Raw genomic sequence first — 14,355 nt, 5'->3', positions numbered from 1 at the left:
GGAGGTAACTTTCCCGGGCGAATGTGCGATGGTATGACAATTGTACTGACGTTTCGAGAAAGGCACTCATGCACGCGCGCCACAAGACCGACAAGCCTGCTTCCCGCATCCGGCGGCGGATCGCCGGGACGGTGGCGGCCACCGTCTCCGCGGCAGCCCTCATCGCCGGCGGTCTGGCCGTGTCCGGCAACGACACCCCGACCGCGGAGGCCGCTCCGGGCGCCCTGACCGTCTTCGGCGACTCCTACGCCTCCAACCCGGACTTCTGGGTGACCTACGGCCTGGCTCCGGACGACAACTACCCCCGTACCGGCGGCTGCGTGCAGTCCCCGAACAACTGGCCGCGGAAGCTGGCGGCCCAGACCGGTCGCGTACTCAACGACTGGTCCTGCAACGGCCACACCACCGGTGACGTGATCAACCGCATCGAGGCCGCCAGGAATGCCGGCGCCCTCAACGGCGGGACCGGCACCGTGGCCGTCGCCGTGGGCATGAACAACTACGGCCCGTGGGGCTACTTCCACGACGGCAACAATTTCCTCGATCCGGGCGTGGTTCGCTCCACCTACATCCGGGACATGCACGCCATCGCGAACAAGATCCGCAACTACGCCCCCAACGCGAACATCGTGATGCCGGGCATGCTGCAGATCAGCGGCAACAGCATGGTCTGCCCGCTCAACGTCATCCCCGAGTTCCCGCTGGGTCTGCCCGTGCCGGTGCTGGGCGATGTGGAGCGGTGGCTGCAGGCCACCCAGCGTGACGCCGCCCGTGAGATCGGAGCGACCTTCGTCGACGTCCGTGCCGCCTCGGCCGGGCACGACACCTGTTCCACTCCGGACGCCGAGCGGTATGTGGCCGGCGTGGTGGACACCACCACCCCGAACTACAACTTCCTCTTCCACCCCTCCGACAAGGGAAGCCAGCTCATCGCTGACCTGGTCAAGCCGCACATGTAGGACTTGACCTACGGGGCTCGTCCCCCGCAGTGCACACTGCATCGTCCGACGCCCGCGTCATCTTCCACTTCCGGAGAGGACGCGGGCGTCGACATATCTGCGGTGACCTGCGCATATCGATAATTAGTCAGGTGCCTGTTGACTTTGTCAGGTACCTGCGTATCATGTTGATAGTCAGGTACCTACACAACTCAAGGAGAGATCATGACTGACATCAACAACACCACCGGGAACACCGCCGAACTCGCCGCCCGGCTGTTCGTGCTCATGCGCGCCGCCGACCGGGAACGACGCCGCGGTGACGGCACCGTGGAGGAACACGAAGGACACAGGGGGCACGGTGGCGGCCGCGGACGCGGCGGACGCGGCGGCTTCCGTGGGGAGATCCGCTCCGGCCAGGGCCGGGTGCTCGGCATCCTCGCCCTGCAGTCCCCGCTCCCCCAGAAGAACCTCGCCTACATGCTCGGTGTCCGCCCCCAGTCCCTCAGCGAACTGATCGCCAAGCTGGAGACCGCGGGACTGGTCACCCGGGAGCGCGATGAGAACGACCGCCGGTCCTTCCTCATCGAGCTCACCGAGACCGGTCGCGAGGCTGCGTCCGAGATCGACGCGTCCACCGGAGAGGATCCGTTCGACGTACTCACCGATGAAGAGCGGGAGACGTGGTGCACCCTCACCACCAAGGTGACCGATGCACTGGAGGAGAAGTATCCGGAGATCGGCGAGCGGGCCAGGCACTTCCGCGAGGCGGGCCGGGAGTTCGGTCGCGGTCCCGGGTTCGGCCCCGGGGTCGGACCTGGTCCACACAGTGGACCCCACGGCGGACCCCACGGTGGGCCGAACTGTGAGCCTGAGGACGGCCCCGGGCGCGGTCGACGTGGACACAGCCGGCCCGACGGCGAGCGTCCCCACCGTCGCGATGAGGCGGAGTTCCGGGAGTACCGCGAGACCCGCGAGTACCGGAGCGGACATGGACACCGTGGACGCCGTGGACACCGCGACGGCCGGGGACACGAAGGCTTCGGAGGGTTCCGCGGCTTCGGTCGCGGCATGACCCCCGGCTTCGCCTGACTCCTTTCAGCGAGCCGAAACCCCAGGGCTTCATGTCTGCGGCACCGGTCGGGCTGACCCTTACCCCGTCGCCCCACAGCCGACAGCGCAGAGAAAGACCCCCTGACCTGCAATTGGTCAGGGGGTCTAGTCGTGGAGCCGCCGGGAATTGAACCCGGGTCCTTCGCGACCTCGCCAGGGCTTCTCCGTGCGCAGTCCGCTCTATCCCTGCTCGGCTCTCCGGGTCACGCAGACCTGCCCGGACGATGAGCCCAGTCACCCTGAAATGTCCCTGACGGTCCGGATGACGGGGCCGTCAGGTGAGTTCCCGGAACGATGCCGGTGACCGGAGGGGGAACAGACCCCGGGCCGACAGACACGCTTCGCTGGATTAGGCAGCGAGAGCGTAGTCGCGCTGAGTGTTCTCGGCGCTTAATTGGTTGCTGCGACGCTTGCGGTGGTCTCTAGCCTGCACCGGCACGCTTCCCCTGGCTCAATGCACGAAGTCGAAACCTGATCGACCCCTCATGAACCCCCGGGTTACACCGGAAGTCTGCATCCCCTGCCGCCGGAAAGCTCGATCAACGGCAGGATCTACAGACTATAACCCACCGCACCCGGGTTCAATTCCCGGCGGCACCACATCCGCCTCCATCCGCCTCCATCCGCCTCCATCCGCCTCCCTCAGACTCCCTCAGCCTCCCTCAGACTCCCTCCGTCACCATCGTCCCGGCTCCGCCACGGATACACTGACGGTCAGGACCCCATCTGCGGCTCCGTGCCGCATCGGGCGCCCCCTGCATTCCACGCCGACGACGCCGTCACCGTCGTCCTCGGGATCGGCATCGCCGACTACTGCACGACACGGCTCACCTCACCGCCAACCTGATCTTCTTCCTCACCGGACTCGCACTGCTCACCCTCGTCACGGTGAGCGCTCTCGCCACCCCGGAGTTCCGGAAGCGGCACCACGACATCTTCGAGGCCTCCCACCGGTTCGGAGCCTGGGCCGTCCTCCTCCCCGGCTGGATCAACGCCGCCCTGCTCGCCCACCGGGAAGGCGGTCCCCAGGATGCCGCTGTAACACTGCTGGCCTCACCGCACTTCTGGATGTTGGCCGTCTCGACCTGCCTCGCTGTCTGGCCCTGGCTGCTGCTGCGCCGCGTCCCCGTGTCCGTGGATCGCCCCTCCGACCATGCTGCCGTGGTCCGGCCGGGGCACCGGTATGTCCCTGCGGTGGACACGACCCGGGCGATCAGCCGGCGTCCGTTGCTCGGCTGGCACCCCTTCGCCTGTGTCCCCACCGTCCCCGGTGAGCCCGGGTACCGGATGGTCGTCTCCCGGGCCGGGAACTGGACCGCAGACTTCATCGACAATCCGCCGACGCATGGCTGGGTGAAGGGTGTGCCGACGGTGGATGTGGCGACAGCGAAGAAGCTGTTCACCCGGGTGCTGCACGTGGCGACGGGCAGTGGTCTCGGGCCGGTCCCCGGACACCTGTTCACAGACACCCAGGGCACCCGGCTGGTGTGGGTGGCGAAGCAACCCCGAGACACCTACGGGGACGCACTCGTCTCCACCGGGGCGGACGCGGTGATCTGTGTGGCGAATACCGGTGTCACCGACCGTGTCGTGCGCGGGTTCGAGAGCCGGGGCGTGCCAGCGTTCGGGCCGATCTGGGACTCCTGAGCAGGTCCACCCGCCGGGCGGCGCCGACCGTCAGGCGTTGATGCCCTTGACGCGGCGTCCCAGCTCGCGGGTGACCTCACGTTCCTCGGTGCGACGCTTGATGTCCTGGCGCTTGTCGTAGTCCTGCTTTCCGGTGGCCAGCGCGAGCTCGACCTTGGCGCGTCCTCCCGAAAAGTAGATCTGCAGCGGGACGAGGGTGTTCTTGCCGTCGCGGACCTTACCCATGATCGAGTCGATCTCGCCGCGGTGCATGAGCAGCTTGCGGGTACGCCGCGGCGCGTGGTTGGTCCAGGTCCCGTGGGTGTACTCGGGGATGTGCAGACCGCGCAGCCAGATCTCGCCGTCGTCGACAGTGGCGAAGGCGTCCACCAGGGACGCCTTGCCCTCACGCAGCGACTTCACCTCGGTACCCACCAGGGCCAGGCCGGCCTCGTAGGTCTCGAGGATCCTGAAGTTGTGCCGCGCCTTACGGTTGGTCGCGACGACCAGTGGGCCGCCGCCCTTGCCGCCCGGCGTCCCCTTCGCCTTGGCAGCCTTCCTGCCCGCGCCCTTGCCGGAGTCCACCGGCGTACTCTTCTTCGCCATAACCCGGGCAATACTACCCGGTCACCACTATTTCTTCACGTACCAGCGCAGCGTCACCTGTGCGGTCACCGCTGCGATGACGACGCCGACGATGATGACCACCGGCGCGATGGTCCAGATGTCCGAGGAGTCGATGCGTGCGATGAGGTGGGAGTCGTAGAGCGACTTCAGTGCCTTGTCGAGGACGAGCTGCTTGCCGGCGAACATGCCGACCACGGCCAGGACCGAACCCAGCAGGGCGGCGAGAACCGCCTCGATGACGAACGGTGCCTGGGTGTACCAGCGGGTCGCGCCGACCATCCGCATGATGGAGACCTCGGTCCGTCGCTGGAAGGCGGCCATCTGCACCATGTTCATGATCAGCAGGATCGCGGCGATGCCCTGGACCACGGCGAGGATGAAGCTGGCGTTCCGGATCGAGTCGAGGTTGCGGGTTGCGCCGCGCAGGTCATCGCCCTGGTCGACGATGGTCGCCACACCGGGCATGTCACGGATCTCGTCGATGGCGGAGGTGTCCAGCGGGTCCGCGAGCCGCACGTGCAGGGCCGCAGGGAAGGCGTCCGGGCTGGTCTGGGCGACGAGCTGCGGGTCAGAGTCCTTGAACAGCTCCACGAAGCGATCGAAGCTCTGGTCCTTGTTGCGGAAGGTGACGGCCTCGACCTCGTCATTGGAGTCGAGTTTCTCCTTCACCGCGGCACACTCGGTGCCGGAGCAGTCGGTGTCGGTACCGGAGGTGTGGTCGTCGAGCTGGACCATGACCTCGATGCGGTCGAGGTAGATCTCCTTGGTGTCGGAGGTCATGTTGGTCAGCAGGACGCCGGTCGCGACCAGGGCCAGGGAGATCGCCGTGGTGATGACCATGGCGACGGTGATGGTGACGTTACGCCGGAAGCCGTCGAAGGCCTCCTTGAGAATGAATCCGAGTTTCATGGTTCTCTCCTCCCCTAGCGTCCCACGCCGTAGACGCCGTGGGCGTCGTCGCGGACGAGCTTTCCCTTGGACAGTTCGAGGACGCGACGACGCATCGAGTCCACCGCCGTGTTGTCGTGCGTGGACATGACCACGGTGGTGCCGTCTCGGTTGATGCGGCTGAGCAGCCCCATGAGCTCGGTGGAGGTGTCCGGGTCGAGGTTGCCGGTCGGCTCATCGGCGAGCAGGATCAGCGGGCGGTTGACCACGGCACGGGCGATGGCGACGCGCTGCTGCTCACCGCCGGAGAGTTCGTTGGGCAGGCGGTTCTCCTTGCCGGACAGCCCGACGAGGTCGAGGGCACGCGCCACGGCGGTGGCGGTCTCCTCCTTCTTCTTGCCGATGACCTGCATGGCGAAGGCGACATTGTCGAAGACGTTCTTCTTCGGCAGCAGCCGGAAGTCCTGGAAGACGTAGCCGATGCGCTGACGCAGTTTCGGCACGTCCCGGGCCTTGAGCGTGTTGACCTGGTAGTCCGCGACGCTGATCGTGCCGCTGTCGGCGATCTCCTCGCGGATCATGAGTTCCAGGAACGTCGATTTTCCGGAGCCGGACGGACCGATGAGGAAGACGAACTCTCCCTTGTCGATGCTGACCGAGACATCCTTCAGCGCGGGCCGACCTGACCCGCGGTACGTCTTGCTGACCTTCTCGAAAGTGATCACGTCGGTTACCCTACCTGGTCGCATGGGACTGATGAAACAGATGTGACTGATGTGGCGTCCGGATTGGACTGCTTTCCCGTGCGACAGGGCACCCCCGTTGATACTCTGCAGAAATGTCTGACAGTGATGCGCCTACACCCTCAGAAATCCAGCAGGATTCCGTAGAGAACCTCAGCCACGACGCCGGGCCTCCGCCTCCGGAGGCCCCGTCACCACCGGAGAAGACCTCCTCCGGAGAGACGCGGACACCGGGTCTCCTCGGCGTCGTCGAGCGGATGGGCAACCTGCTGCCCAACCCCTTCTGGCTCTTCGTCTGCCTCGGCGGCCTCGTCCTCGTCCTCAGCTGGCTCGGCTCCCTCATCGGGATGGAGGCCACCGACCCTCAGACCGGCGACAAGGTCGAGGTCACCAACCTGCTCAGCGGCGACGGACTCAAGGAGATCGTCAGCGGCGCGGTCGACAACTTCACCGGCTTCCCGCCCCTCGGCGTCATCATCACCGTCATGCTGGGTGTCTCCGTGGCCGAGCACTCCGGGCTCATCTCCGCGGCTGTCCGCTCCGTCGTCGCGAGGACCGGCCCCAGGACCCTGACTTTCGTCGTCGCCCTGACCGCCGTCACCGGCTCCGTCGCGTCCGACGCCATCTTCATCATCATGATCCCGCTCGGCGCGATGGCCTTCAACGCCCTCGGCCGCTCCCCCGTCGTCGGTGCCGTGGTCGCCTTCGCCGGCTCCGCCGCCGGGTTCGACGCCTCCCTGCTGCTCAACATCACCGATGTGCTGCTGTCCGGTATCTCCACCTCCGCCGCACAGATCGTGGACGCCGACTACGAGGTCAACCCGCTGTCGAACTACTACTTCGTCATCGGTTCCTCGATAGTCCTCGCCGGCATCATCACCGCGGTCACCGAGTTCTTCATGGACAGGAAGATCCACCAGATCGTCAACCACGACGAGGTCGACTACTCCACCGTCGCCTTCACCGACGACGACGGCAACGAGATCAAGGACCTCACCCTCCACCCCGGCGAGCAGCGTGCCCTGAAGCTCACCGGCATCGTCTTCGCTCTCTGCCTCGCCGCCTACTTCGCGCTGCTGTTCATCTCCGGCTCTCCGCTGCAGGGTGAGGGTGGAGAGGTCATGGACAGCCCCCTGATCACCAGCATCGCCGTGCCGATCGCCGTGATCTTCTTCATCCTCGGCGTGGTCTACGGCCTGTCGCGCAAGACCATCACGAAGACCACCGATATCCCGGTCTTCATGGAGCGCGGCCTGGAGTCCATGCTGCCCATCCTCGTGCTCTTCTTCGTCGTCTCGCAGTTCGTCGCCTGGTTCACCGCGTCCAATATCGGTGTGTGGGTCTCGATCAAGGGTGCCGACCTGCTGCAGAGCTGGAACATGCCGACGGTGGTCCTGCTCGGCGGCTTCGTGGTCATGGTCGCCCTGATCAACATGCTCATCACCTCCGGCTCGGCGCAGTGGGCACTGATGGCTCCGATCGTGGTGCCGATGATGATGTACCTGGGCATCTCCCCCGAAGTCACCCAGATGCTCTACCGCATCGGTGATTCCGCCACCGCGGTCGTCACCCCGATGAACCCCTACTTCGCCATGGCCTTCGCCTTCGTGCTGCGCTACTACAGGAAGGCCGGGCTGGGCACAGTCATGTCGATGATGATCCCCTACTGCCTGGCCATCCTCATCGGCTGGTTCCTGTTCTTCGTGCTCTGGTGGTCGTTGGGGATCCCGCTGGGGCCGGGCGCGCCGATGGAGTACCCGGTGTAGGGGGTACCCGATGTGTGCGCAGGTGGCTACAGCTGCGCACATGACACACATTGCCTCGCGCGATCTGCACAATCACACCGGTGATGTGCTTCGCCGCGTCGCAGACGGCGAACGCATCACCGTCACCCGACATGGTCGGCCGGTCGCGGAGATCGCACCGCTGTCCCCCCCCCCGGCCGACCGGTCTTCTTCACCCGCGCTGAACTCGCGGCAGAGCTTGGACCTCACCAGGCAGATTCCCGCCTGCGGGACGAACTTGCGGTTCTCGCCGGAGACACAACCGATGACCTCGGACCCGTCCGATGAGCGGAACAGGCTCCCGCGGTCTGCTGGACACGAGTGTCTTCATCACCAGGGAATCCGGACACCCCCTCGATACGGCCCGGCTTCCCGATGAGGGCTATGTATCGGTCATCACCCTCGCGGAACTGGAGGCCGGACGCCGCATCAACGTCAATGATCTGTGGATCGCCTCCATCGCCGCAGCGAACGGTCTTCCGGTCTACACACAGGACCGTGACTTCGATCCGCTGGCCGAACTCGGCGAACTCGAGGTCATCCCGCTCTGAGCCATCAGACGATGTCGCGGTGCCGGTAGCCGACCAGCCCGACCCCCGTCAGCACCAGGGCCACGATGCCCACCACGATCAGGCCCGTCCAGGTTGCCCCGTCCGCACCGATCGTCGGCACGTGGTGGAAGGGGCTGATGCCCAGGACCCAGTTCGGCAGCTTGAAGGTCGGGCCGAGCAGTGTCAGCCCGAAGGACGCCACCACGCCGACCCAGGCGGCGATGCTGACCTGCGGCCGGACGCCGATGACCAGGACGGCCACGCCGACGACAGCCCAGATCGCCGGCACCGTCACCAGGGCCTGCAGGAGAGTCTCACCTAAGGTAACACCACTGTCGCCGTTCGCCACGAACAGGCCGACCACCGTACCGGCGAGCAGGTTCAGCACTCCCGTCACCAGCAGCGCCATGAAGACCGGGGCGAGGAACATCCGCGCCCGGGTCAGCGGGGTGGCCAGCAACGGTTCGATCCGGAACTCCTCTTCCTCGGTCCGCAGCCGGTTCATGATCTGCACGCCCGGAACGGAGGCGATGATCCCGGCGAGGTTGAGCATCATCGTCAGGAACGACCGGGTCATCAGCGACGGATCGGTGGCGCCACCGGTGAAGACGTCGGCGAAACCACCGCCGCCGCTGAGCAGTTCCTCCACCGAGTCGGACATGTACCCGAAGACGATGCCGAGGACGAGGAACATGACCACCCACACCGAGATGACGCCCCGGTGCAGCCGCCAGGTCAGCGCCCACGGGCCACGGATCGTGCCGTGGTCCGGACCGGGCTTCGTCGCGATGACGCCCTGTCCGAAGTCACGGCTGCCGTGCAGCCGGAATGCCACGACACAGAGCACGGTGGCGAGGGCGACGGCGAACAGCAGCGGCCACCACCGGGCGTCCTCCTCACCGGCATGGGTTTCCGACAGCCAGCCGAGCGGATTGATCCAGGATGTCCAGGCCGGCGCGTCCAGGGCATCGAGGGCACCGCGGAGCAGGAACAGCACGGCCAGGGCACCGATGCCGATGTTGTTGGCCGCGTGCGAGTCCGAGGCGAGCTGCGCGGAGACCGCCGCCCAGGCACCGAACATCCAGCCGGCGGCGGTGAACGTCGCACCCATGAGCAGGGCGGTCCCCCAGCTCGCGCCGCACAGACCGATCGCCGCACCGGCGACGACGCCGATCGCGAGGCCCGCGAGCACGGCCAGCACCACAGGGGCCATGAGCCGGGCACCGCGGCCGAGGACGCCGGACGCCAGCAGCTCGGCCTGCCCTGAATCCTCCTGTGCGCGGGTCGCGCGGGTGACGGCGAGGACGATACCGAGTGCGGTGAGGAAGCCACCGAGGGTCAGACCACGCCAGACCGTGAAGCCGTCGGTGGTGGTGAGGTCACCGGCGGTGCCGAAGATCAGGGTGAGCGCCGGATTCGAGCCGATCGACGAGGCGAGCAGCATCTTGTCTTCCTGGCTCGAGAAGAGCCAGCCGAAGATCACCGGGGTGGACGCCGCGATAAAGGTGACGATGACGATCCAGGGCGCCAGGAGCCGCCCGTCGTACCTGAGCAGGGCCTTGAACAGATTGCCGGTGCCGGTCATGCGGCATCATCCTCGCCGTAGAGCCCGAGGAACAGGGTCTCCAGTGACGGCGGCTCCACACTCAGCGCGGTGATCCCGTGGGAGGACAGCGCGGTCATCGCGTCCCCGAGATCGGACGGGTCGACGGTGGCGGTGAGGTGGTGGCCGTCGACGTCGACGTCGTGGAGTCCGGAGATGCCCTTCTCCGGGATGGAGTCCAGGGTCGCGCGGACGGTGGTCCGGGCGTCCCCCCGGAGTTCGTCGAGGGTGCCGGTGCGCACCATGTGACCGTCGCGGATGATGCTCAGCCGGTCGGCGAGGTTCTCAACCTCGGCGAGGATGTGGCTGGACAGCAGCACGGTGACACCCCGGTCAACAGCGGCGGCGACCTCCTCCTGGAAGACGTTCTCCATCAGCGGGTCGAGGCCGCTGGTCGGTTCGTCGAGGATGAGAAGTTCGGCATCGGAGGCCAGCGCAGCGACGAGCGCGACCTTCTGACGGTTGCCCTTGGAGTACTGGCGTCCCTTCTTGGTGGGATCCAGCTCGAACCGGTCCAGCAGGTGTTTACGCCGCGTCTCGTCGAGGCCACCGCGCAGGTTCCCGAGCAGGTCGATGGCCTCGCCACCGCTCATGCCGGGCCAGAGGGTGACGTCGCCGGGGACATAGGCGAGACGTCGGTGCAGTTCGGTGGTGTCCGTCCACGGATCGCCGCCGAGCAGGCGGACGGTGCCCCCGTTGCTCTTGAGCAGTCCGCGGAGGACGCGGATCGTGGTGGACTTGCCGGCCCCGTTGGGGCCGAGGAAGCCGTGGACCTCCCCGCGGTCGACGGTGAGGTCAAGATCGTCGAGTACCTGGAACTTCCCGAAGAACTTGTCGAGGCCCCGGACCTCGATGACGGGGTTCTCAGTGGCCGGGTCTGATGACGACATGGTGTGCCTTCTCTGTCGGGTGCGGTGTCCGGTATTCGCAGCCCCAGGGTGGGCCGATATAGCCTGTCCGGTAGCGTACACGCATTTCCCCACGTGAGGAATTACTGAATCATGGCAGGTCAGACTACCGGAATCCGCAGGCCCGGACGCCGCACCGGCGACTCCGGAACCAAGGAGGCGATCCTCGCGGCAGCACTTGAGTCCTTCGCCGACCGGGGGTATGACGCAACCTCCGTCCGGGCCGTCGCCAAACAGGCAGAGGTGGATCCCGGCCTGATCAGGCACTATTTCGGAAGCAAGAAGCAGTTGTTCACCGCGGCTGTGGTGGACCGCAGCGAGCTCGGCGATCGGATACTGGACGCCCTCGACGGCCCGACCGACTCCGTCGGAGAACGGATCGTCCGCGCCTACCTCAACCTCTGGGAGTCCCCCGGGACCGGGCCGGTCCTGCAGACACTGTTCCGTTCCGCCGTCGCCTCCGAGGATCTTGCGCCCCTGTTCGTCGACTCCATGGTCGCCAGCCTCCAGGGCCGGTCAGGGAGAGCCCTGACCTCAGAGTTCATCGGCAGGTTCCCGACCTTCGCTCCCCAGATCCTCGGCGTGGCCGTATGCCGCTACGTGCTGCACATCCCCCTGATCGCCGAGGAACCACTGGATGAGGTCGTCGCCCGCCTTGCCCCCGATGTACAGCAGAAGCTGACGGGGTAGCGGTCACACCAGCCGGTACTGCTGGCGTCCCTTGCGGTCACGCACGGCGACACCGGCGGCGCGGAGCTTCTCCAGTGCAGCCTCCGCTTCCCCGTCCTTCTTGTCCGACAGGGCACGTCGGCGGGCGCGGAGCAGATCATCGACCGCGGTGTCCTTGCGTCCGTCCCCGTCGACCCAGTCGGTGAAATCGGCGGCGAAGGGGTCGGCGTCCACCAGCGGCGGGTAGTCGTGGTCCGCCAGTGCGGAACGCAGCCCCGGCACCATCTCGTCCTCGATGCCGCCGCGGTAGAGCTCAGCGTCCCCGTCAAGAACCACCAGTTCCTTCTCGGACGCCACCAGCAGCGTCATCCTGTCCTTGGAGAGGAACCGGTCGTCGCCTTTGCGGTGCAGGGTGATGCCCCAGTCAGCGACCTCGATCGCACCCGAATCATCCATCCACGAGGTGCAGATGACAAAGCCGGCGATTCCACCGACGGCGACGAGAATCGGCAGCACCCAGGCAAGCGACAGCTGATCGAGCGCGCGCAGCAGCAACGGAGCACTGTCGAACATGTCGACGAGCCAGCTGACCAGCGGTCCGACGAGGAATGCCAGGACGAGTCCGAGAACGGCACCGATGACGGTGAAGACCGGCCGGTACCAGGCGGGGATGGTGACGGTGGTGGGCTCGAACTTCTCAGGCCGTTCAGACATGGTCGGAATCTTTCAGGTAGCCCGGTCGCAGGTAGCCCTGCGCGGTGCGTCGCACCTCGGGTGACGGATCGTGGCCGGGTTCGGCGTTGAGGTAACAGGCGTCGACAATGGTCATCAGCCAGCCTGCGGTGTGGTCCGGATCGAGGGTTTCATCGACCTGACCTGCGTTGATGGATCGTCGGATGAGATCAGTGAGACCCTTGCGCTGGACTGCGGTGACCTTCTCAGACGCGGTGACGAGGTCAGGGTCATGCCCCATCCTGCGCAGCGACTCAATGAGCATCCCCTGGGCGTAGGGGTACGCGGCGTCTTTCGAGAGTTCGCTGAGGATGTCGAGAATGGACGCCAGGGGGTCGGCTGACTCTCTGTGCGCCTCAATCAACCTCTCCGCCGCCGGCAGGTCGGCCTCGAACGGGGCCCGGAACAACGCTGCCTTGTCGTCGAAGTAGTAGAAGATGCTGGCCGGGCTGGTGCCGACGTCTCGGGCGACTTCAGCGACGGAGGTGGACTCGAAGCCGTTGGTCGCGAAGAGTCGGGCGGCGGCCTCGGCGATCTCCGCCTTTTTCTGCGCGACCTTCTCCGGGTCGATCTTCCTGGCCATGTTCTCCTCGGCGCCTCCCGGCGTCCTCCAGACAGTTTCTTTGACTGACTGGTCAGACATTAGCAGAGGAACGCCAGCCTACCCAGGACCCCGACGACGACTGTCATGAGCTGACCCGGATCTGCACGATCCGTCGGGCAGATTCCGCCGGTCCGGGTCAGTTCCTGACGTGGGGCCGTGCTGTACCCTCGCCGACATGACGTCCCGACTCCTCCTCATCGGCGGACGCTCCGCCGCCACCATGGGCGACGCTCCTGAGGTCACTGCGGTTCTCCTGCAGGCGTCCGACGAGACCGCAGAAGGACGCCTCGCTCAGCGCGAGCACGGCGACAGCCTCACCGACCACATGGAACGCAGCACGCGCATGGCCGGGTTTCCCAACACGAAGGCACCCGCCCACGTGCACCGCGTCCCGACTGACGGGAGAACGCGAACCCCTACTCCCCCTCGCCCTGCTGCTGGGCCATCCGCCAGCGGATGCCTGCCTCGAGCAGCCCGTCGATGCCACCGTCGAGCACCTTGGACGGGTCGTTGACCTCGAAGTTCGTCCGCAGGTCCTTGACCATCTGATACGGGTGCAGCACATAGGACCGCATCTGGTTGCCCCAGGAATTGGAGCCGTCGCCACGCAACGCGTCCATCTCCGCGGCCTCCTCCTGGCGCTTACGCTCCAGCAGCTTCGCCGCGAGGACGCGCATGGCCGAGGCCTTGTTCTGGATCTGCGACTTCTCGTTCTGACAGGTCACGACGATGCCGGTCGGGATGTGGGTCAGACGCACGGCGGAGTCGGTCGTGTTCACCGACTGACCACCGGGGCCGGAAGACCGGTAGACGTCCACGCGGACGTCATTCTCGTCGATGTCGACATGGTCGGAGGTCTCCACCACCGGCAGCACCTCCACCTCGGCGAAGGAGGTCTGGCGGCGTCCCTGGTTGTCGAAGGGACTGATGCGCACCAGACGGTGCGTCCCTTGCTCGACCGAGAGGGTGCCGTACATGTAGTCACCGTGGACGACGAAGGTCGCGGACTTGATGCCCGCCTCCTCGGCGTAGGAGATGTCGTAGACCTCGACCTTGTGGCCGTTCTTCTCCGCCCAGCGGGTGTACATGCGCATGAGCATCTCGGCCCAGTCCGCGGCGTCCACACCACCGGCGGCGGAGCGGATGTTCACCACGGCCTCGCGGTCGTCGTACTCGCCGGAGAGCATGGTCGTGACCTCGAGGGACTCGATGTCCGTCTTCAACTCGGCGAGCTCCGCGTCCGCCAGTCCCTTGGCCTCGGCACCCTCGGCGGCGTCCTCTGTGGCGGCTTCGTCGGCCATCTCGTACATCACCGGCAGGTCATCGAGCCGCGAGCGCAGGCCACGGACCTTCTTCAGCCGCGACTGCACATGGCTCAGCTGCGAGGTGACCTGCTGGGCGTGGTCCGGATCGTCCCACAGCGACGGGTCGGCGGCCTGCGCCTCGAGCTCACGGACACGGTCATCGAGTTCGTCGAGGTCCAGCACCTTCTCAATGGTGGTGAGGGTGCTGTCGAGGTGGTCGAGCGCTTGGGTGACATCCGGCTGCATGGTCGCCTACTCTACCGCC

16 protein-coding genes and 1 other RNA gene are annotated in these 14,355 nt (G+C 66.3%); 7 read left to right on the top strand and 10 right to left on the bottom strand.

Translation table 11 applies throughout. The features are described from left to right. Window positions 1–68 precede the first annotated feature (68 nt). Together ACZ9GM_RS00935 and ACZ9GM_RS00930 are read left to right on the top strand one after the other, a co-directional pair. Window positions 69–959 (top strand): GDSL-type esterase/lipase family protein, encoded by an 891-nt coding sequence (locus tag ACZ9GM_RS00935; RefSeq protein WP_476037031.1) that lies wholly within the window; start codon window positions 69–71, stop codon window positions 957–959. 204 nt (window positions 960–1,163) lie between these two features. Next, a complete protein-coding gene (locus tag ACZ9GM_RS00930) occupies window positions 1,164–2,030 on the top strand; it encodes a MarR family winged helix-turn-helix transcriptional regulator (protein ID WP_476037030.1) in 867 nt (288 codons plus the stop codon). A 130-nt stretch (window positions 2,031–2,160) separates the two neighbouring features. On the opposite strand, the gene ssrA is transcribed toward ACZ9GM_RS00930, so the two are convergent. Further along, window positions 2,161–2,534, bottom strand: a transfer-messenger RNA (tmRNA) gene (ssrA, locus tag ACZ9GM_RS00925). A 405-nt stretch (window positions 2,535–2,939) separates the two neighbouring features. Between ssrA and ACZ9GM_RS00920 the strand changes: the two genes are divergently transcribed. Continuing rightward, window positions 2,940–3,698 carry a hypothetical protein gene (locus ACZ9GM_RS00920; RefSeq protein WP_476037029.1) on the top strand — a complete coding sequence of 253 codons (759 nt, stop codon included), beginning with the start codon at window positions 2,940–2,942 and terminating at the stop codon, window positions 3,696–3,698. Between the two features lie 30 nt (window positions 3,699–3,728). Here the strand turns inward: ACZ9GM_RS00920 and smpB are convergent, their stop codons facing one another. The 3 genes from smpB to ftsE are packed head-to-tail and all read right to left on the bottom strand — an operon-like array spanning window position 3,729 to window position 5,917. Further along, complete coding sequence (gene smpB / locus ACZ9GM_RS00915; RefSeq protein ID WP_476037028.1) at window positions 3,729–4,283, bottom strand: SsrA-binding protein SmpB; 555 nt, start codon at window positions 4,281–4,283, stop codon at window positions 3,729–3,731. A 27-nt stretch (window positions 4,284–4,310) separates the two neighbouring features. Further along, a complete protein-coding gene (ftsX, locus tag ACZ9GM_RS00910; protein WP_291473575.1) occupies window positions 4,311–5,213 on the bottom strand; it encodes a permease-like cell division protein FtsX in 903 nt (300 codons plus the stop codon). 14 nt (window positions 5,214–5,227) lie between these two features. Continuing rightward, a complete protein-coding gene (ftsE, locus tag ACZ9GM_RS00905) occupies window positions 5,228–5,917 on the bottom strand; it encodes a cell division ATP-binding protein FtsE (RefSeq protein ID WP_291473576.1) in 690 nt (229 codons plus the stop codon). 113 nt (window positions 5,918–6,030) lie between these two features. On the opposite strand from ftsE, the gene ACZ9GM_RS00900 reads away from it, so the two are divergent. The 3 genes from ACZ9GM_RS00900 to ACZ9GM_RS00890 are packed head-to-tail and all read left to right on the top strand — an operon-like array spanning window position 6,031 to window position 8,270. Beyond that, window positions 6,031–7,701 (top strand): AbgT family transporter, encoded by a 1,671-nt coding sequence (locus ACZ9GM_RS00900; RefSeq protein WP_476037027.1) that lies wholly within the window; start codon window positions 6,031–6,033, stop codon window positions 7,699–7,701. Between the two features lie 10 nt (window positions 7,702–7,711). Continuing rightward, window positions 7,712–8,098: a type II toxin-antitoxin system Phd/YefM family antitoxin gene (locus ACZ9GM_RS00895; RefSeq protein ID WP_476037026.1), complete on the top strand. Its 387-nt coding sequence runs from the start codon at window positions 7,712–7,714 to the stop codon at window positions 8,096–8,098. Further along, on the top strand, window positions 8,004–8,270 hold the full coding sequence (locus tag ACZ9GM_RS00890; RefSeq protein WP_291473578.1) for a PIN domain-containing protein: 267 nt from the start codon (window positions 8,004–8,006) through the stop codon (window positions 8,268–8,270). Before ACZ9GM_RS00895 ends, ACZ9GM_RS00890 begins: the two co-directional genes overlap by 95 nt. A gap of 4 nt (window positions 8,271–8,274) precedes the next feature. Here the strand turns inward: ACZ9GM_RS00890 and ACZ9GM_RS00885 are convergent, their stop codons facing one another. Together ACZ9GM_RS00885 and ACZ9GM_RS00880 are read right to left on the bottom strand one after the other, a co-directional pair. After that, complete coding sequence (locus tag ACZ9GM_RS00885) at window positions 8,275–9,855, bottom strand: ABC transporter permease (RefSeq protein WP_476037025.1); 1,581 nt, start codon at window positions 9,853–9,855, stop codon at window positions 8,275–8,277. Continuing rightward, window positions 9,852–10,763: an ABC transporter ATP-binding protein gene (locus tag ACZ9GM_RS00880; RefSeq protein WP_476037024.1), complete on the bottom strand. Its 912-nt coding sequence runs from the start codon at window positions 10,761–10,763 to the stop codon at window positions 9,852–9,854. Before ACZ9GM_RS00880 ends, ACZ9GM_RS00885 begins: the two co-directional genes overlap by 4 nt. 111 nt (window positions 10,764–10,874) lie before the next feature. On the opposite strand from ACZ9GM_RS00880, the gene ACZ9GM_RS00875 reads away from it, so the two are divergent. Further along, window positions 10,875–11,471 carry a TetR/AcrR family transcriptional regulator gene (locus ACZ9GM_RS00875; RefSeq protein WP_291473581.1) on the top strand — a complete coding sequence of 199 codons (597 nt, stop codon included), beginning with the start codon at window positions 10,875–10,877 and terminating at the stop codon, window positions 11,469–11,471. Window positions 11,472–11,474: 3 nt separating this feature from the next. Here ACZ9GM_RS00875 and ACZ9GM_RS00870 read toward each other — a convergent pair whose 3' ends face one another. The 4 genes from ACZ9GM_RS00870 to prfB form a co-directional block, all read right to left on the bottom strand. Then, window positions 11,475–12,164, bottom strand: coding sequence for a YqeB family protein (locus ACZ9GM_RS00870; protein WP_476037023.1), 690 nt, complete (start codon window positions 12,162–12,164; stop codon window positions 11,475–11,477). Continuing rightward, window positions 12,157–12,765: a TetR/AcrR family transcriptional regulator gene (locus ACZ9GM_RS00865; RefSeq protein WP_476037022.1), complete on the bottom strand. Its 609-nt coding sequence runs from the start codon at window positions 12,763–12,765 to the stop codon at window positions 12,157–12,159. Before ACZ9GM_RS00865 ends, ACZ9GM_RS00870 begins: the two co-directional genes overlap by 8 nt. A 157-nt stretch (window positions 12,766–12,922) precedes the next feature. After that, entirely contained in the window at window positions 12,923–13,090 is a 168-nt protein-coding gene (locus ACZ9GM_RS00860; protein ID WP_291473584.1) for a hypothetical protein, read from the bottom strand. 112 nt (window positions 13,091–13,202) lie between these two features. Next, window positions 13,203–14,336, bottom strand: coding sequence for a peptide chain release factor 2 (prfB, locus tag ACZ9GM_RS00855; protein ID WP_476037021.1), 1,134 nt, complete (start codon window positions 14,334–14,336; stop codon window positions 13,203–13,205). Window positions 14,337–14,355: the final 19 nt, after the last annotated feature.

The organism is Corynebacterium sp. UD i78 (assembly GCF_056280545.1).
This window is presented reverse-complemented; position numbering and strand designations above follow the sequence as displayed.

Excerpts from the sequence above, each read along its gene's own strand:
- ACZ9GM_RS00935 (WP_476037031.1), top strand. The coding sequence starts at position 69 with ATGCACGCGCGCCACAAGACCGACAAGCCTGCTTCCCGCATCCGGCGG.
- ACZ9GM_RS00930 (WP_476037030.1), top strand. The coding sequence starts at position 1,164 with ATGACTGACATCAACAACACCACCGGGAACACCGCCGAACTCGCCGCC.
- smpB (WP_476037028.1), bottom strand. The coding sequence starts at position 4,283 with ATGGCGAAGAAGAGTACGCCGGTGGACTCCGGCAAGGGCGCGGGCAGG.
- ftsX (WP_291473575.1), bottom strand. The coding sequence starts at position 5,213 with ATGAAACTCGGATTCATTCTCAAGGAGGCCTTCGACGGCTTCCGGCGT.
- ACZ9GM_RS00900 (WP_476037027.1), top strand. The coding sequence starts at position 6,031 with ATGTCTGACAGTGATGCGCCTACACCCTCAGAAATCCAGCAGGATTCC.
- ACZ9GM_RS00895 (WP_476037026.1), top strand. The coding sequence starts at position 7,712 with ATGTGTGCGCAGGTGGCTACAGCTGCGCACATGACACACATTGCCTCG.
- ACZ9GM_RS00890 (WP_291473578.1), top strand. The coding sequence starts at position 8,004 with ATGAGCGGAACAGGCTCCCGCGGTCTGCTGGACACGAGTGTCTTCATC.
- ACZ9GM_RS00885 (WP_476037025.1), bottom strand. The coding sequence starts at position 9,855 with ATGACCGGCACCGGCAATCTGTTCAAGGCCCTGCTCAGGTACGACGGG.
- ACZ9GM_RS00880 (WP_476037024.1), bottom strand. The coding sequence starts at position 10,763 with ATGTCGTCATCAGACCCGGCCACTGAGAACCCCGTCATCGAGGTCCGG.
- ACZ9GM_RS00875 (WP_291473581.1), top strand. The coding sequence starts at position 10,875 with ATGGCAGGTCAGACTACCGGAATCCGCAGGCCCGGACGCCGCACCGGC.
- ACZ9GM_RS00870 (WP_476037023.1), bottom strand. The coding sequence starts at position 12,164 with ATGTCTGAACGGCCTGAGAAGTTCGAGCCCACCACCGTCACCATCCCC.
- ACZ9GM_RS00865 (WP_476037022.1), bottom strand. The coding sequence starts at position 12,765 with ATGGCCAGGAAGATCGACCCGGAGAAGGTCGCGCAGAAAAAGGCGGAG.
- prfB (WP_476037021.1), bottom strand. The coding sequence starts at position 14,336 with ATGCAGCCGGATGTCACCCAAGCGCTCGACCACCTCGACAGCACCCTC.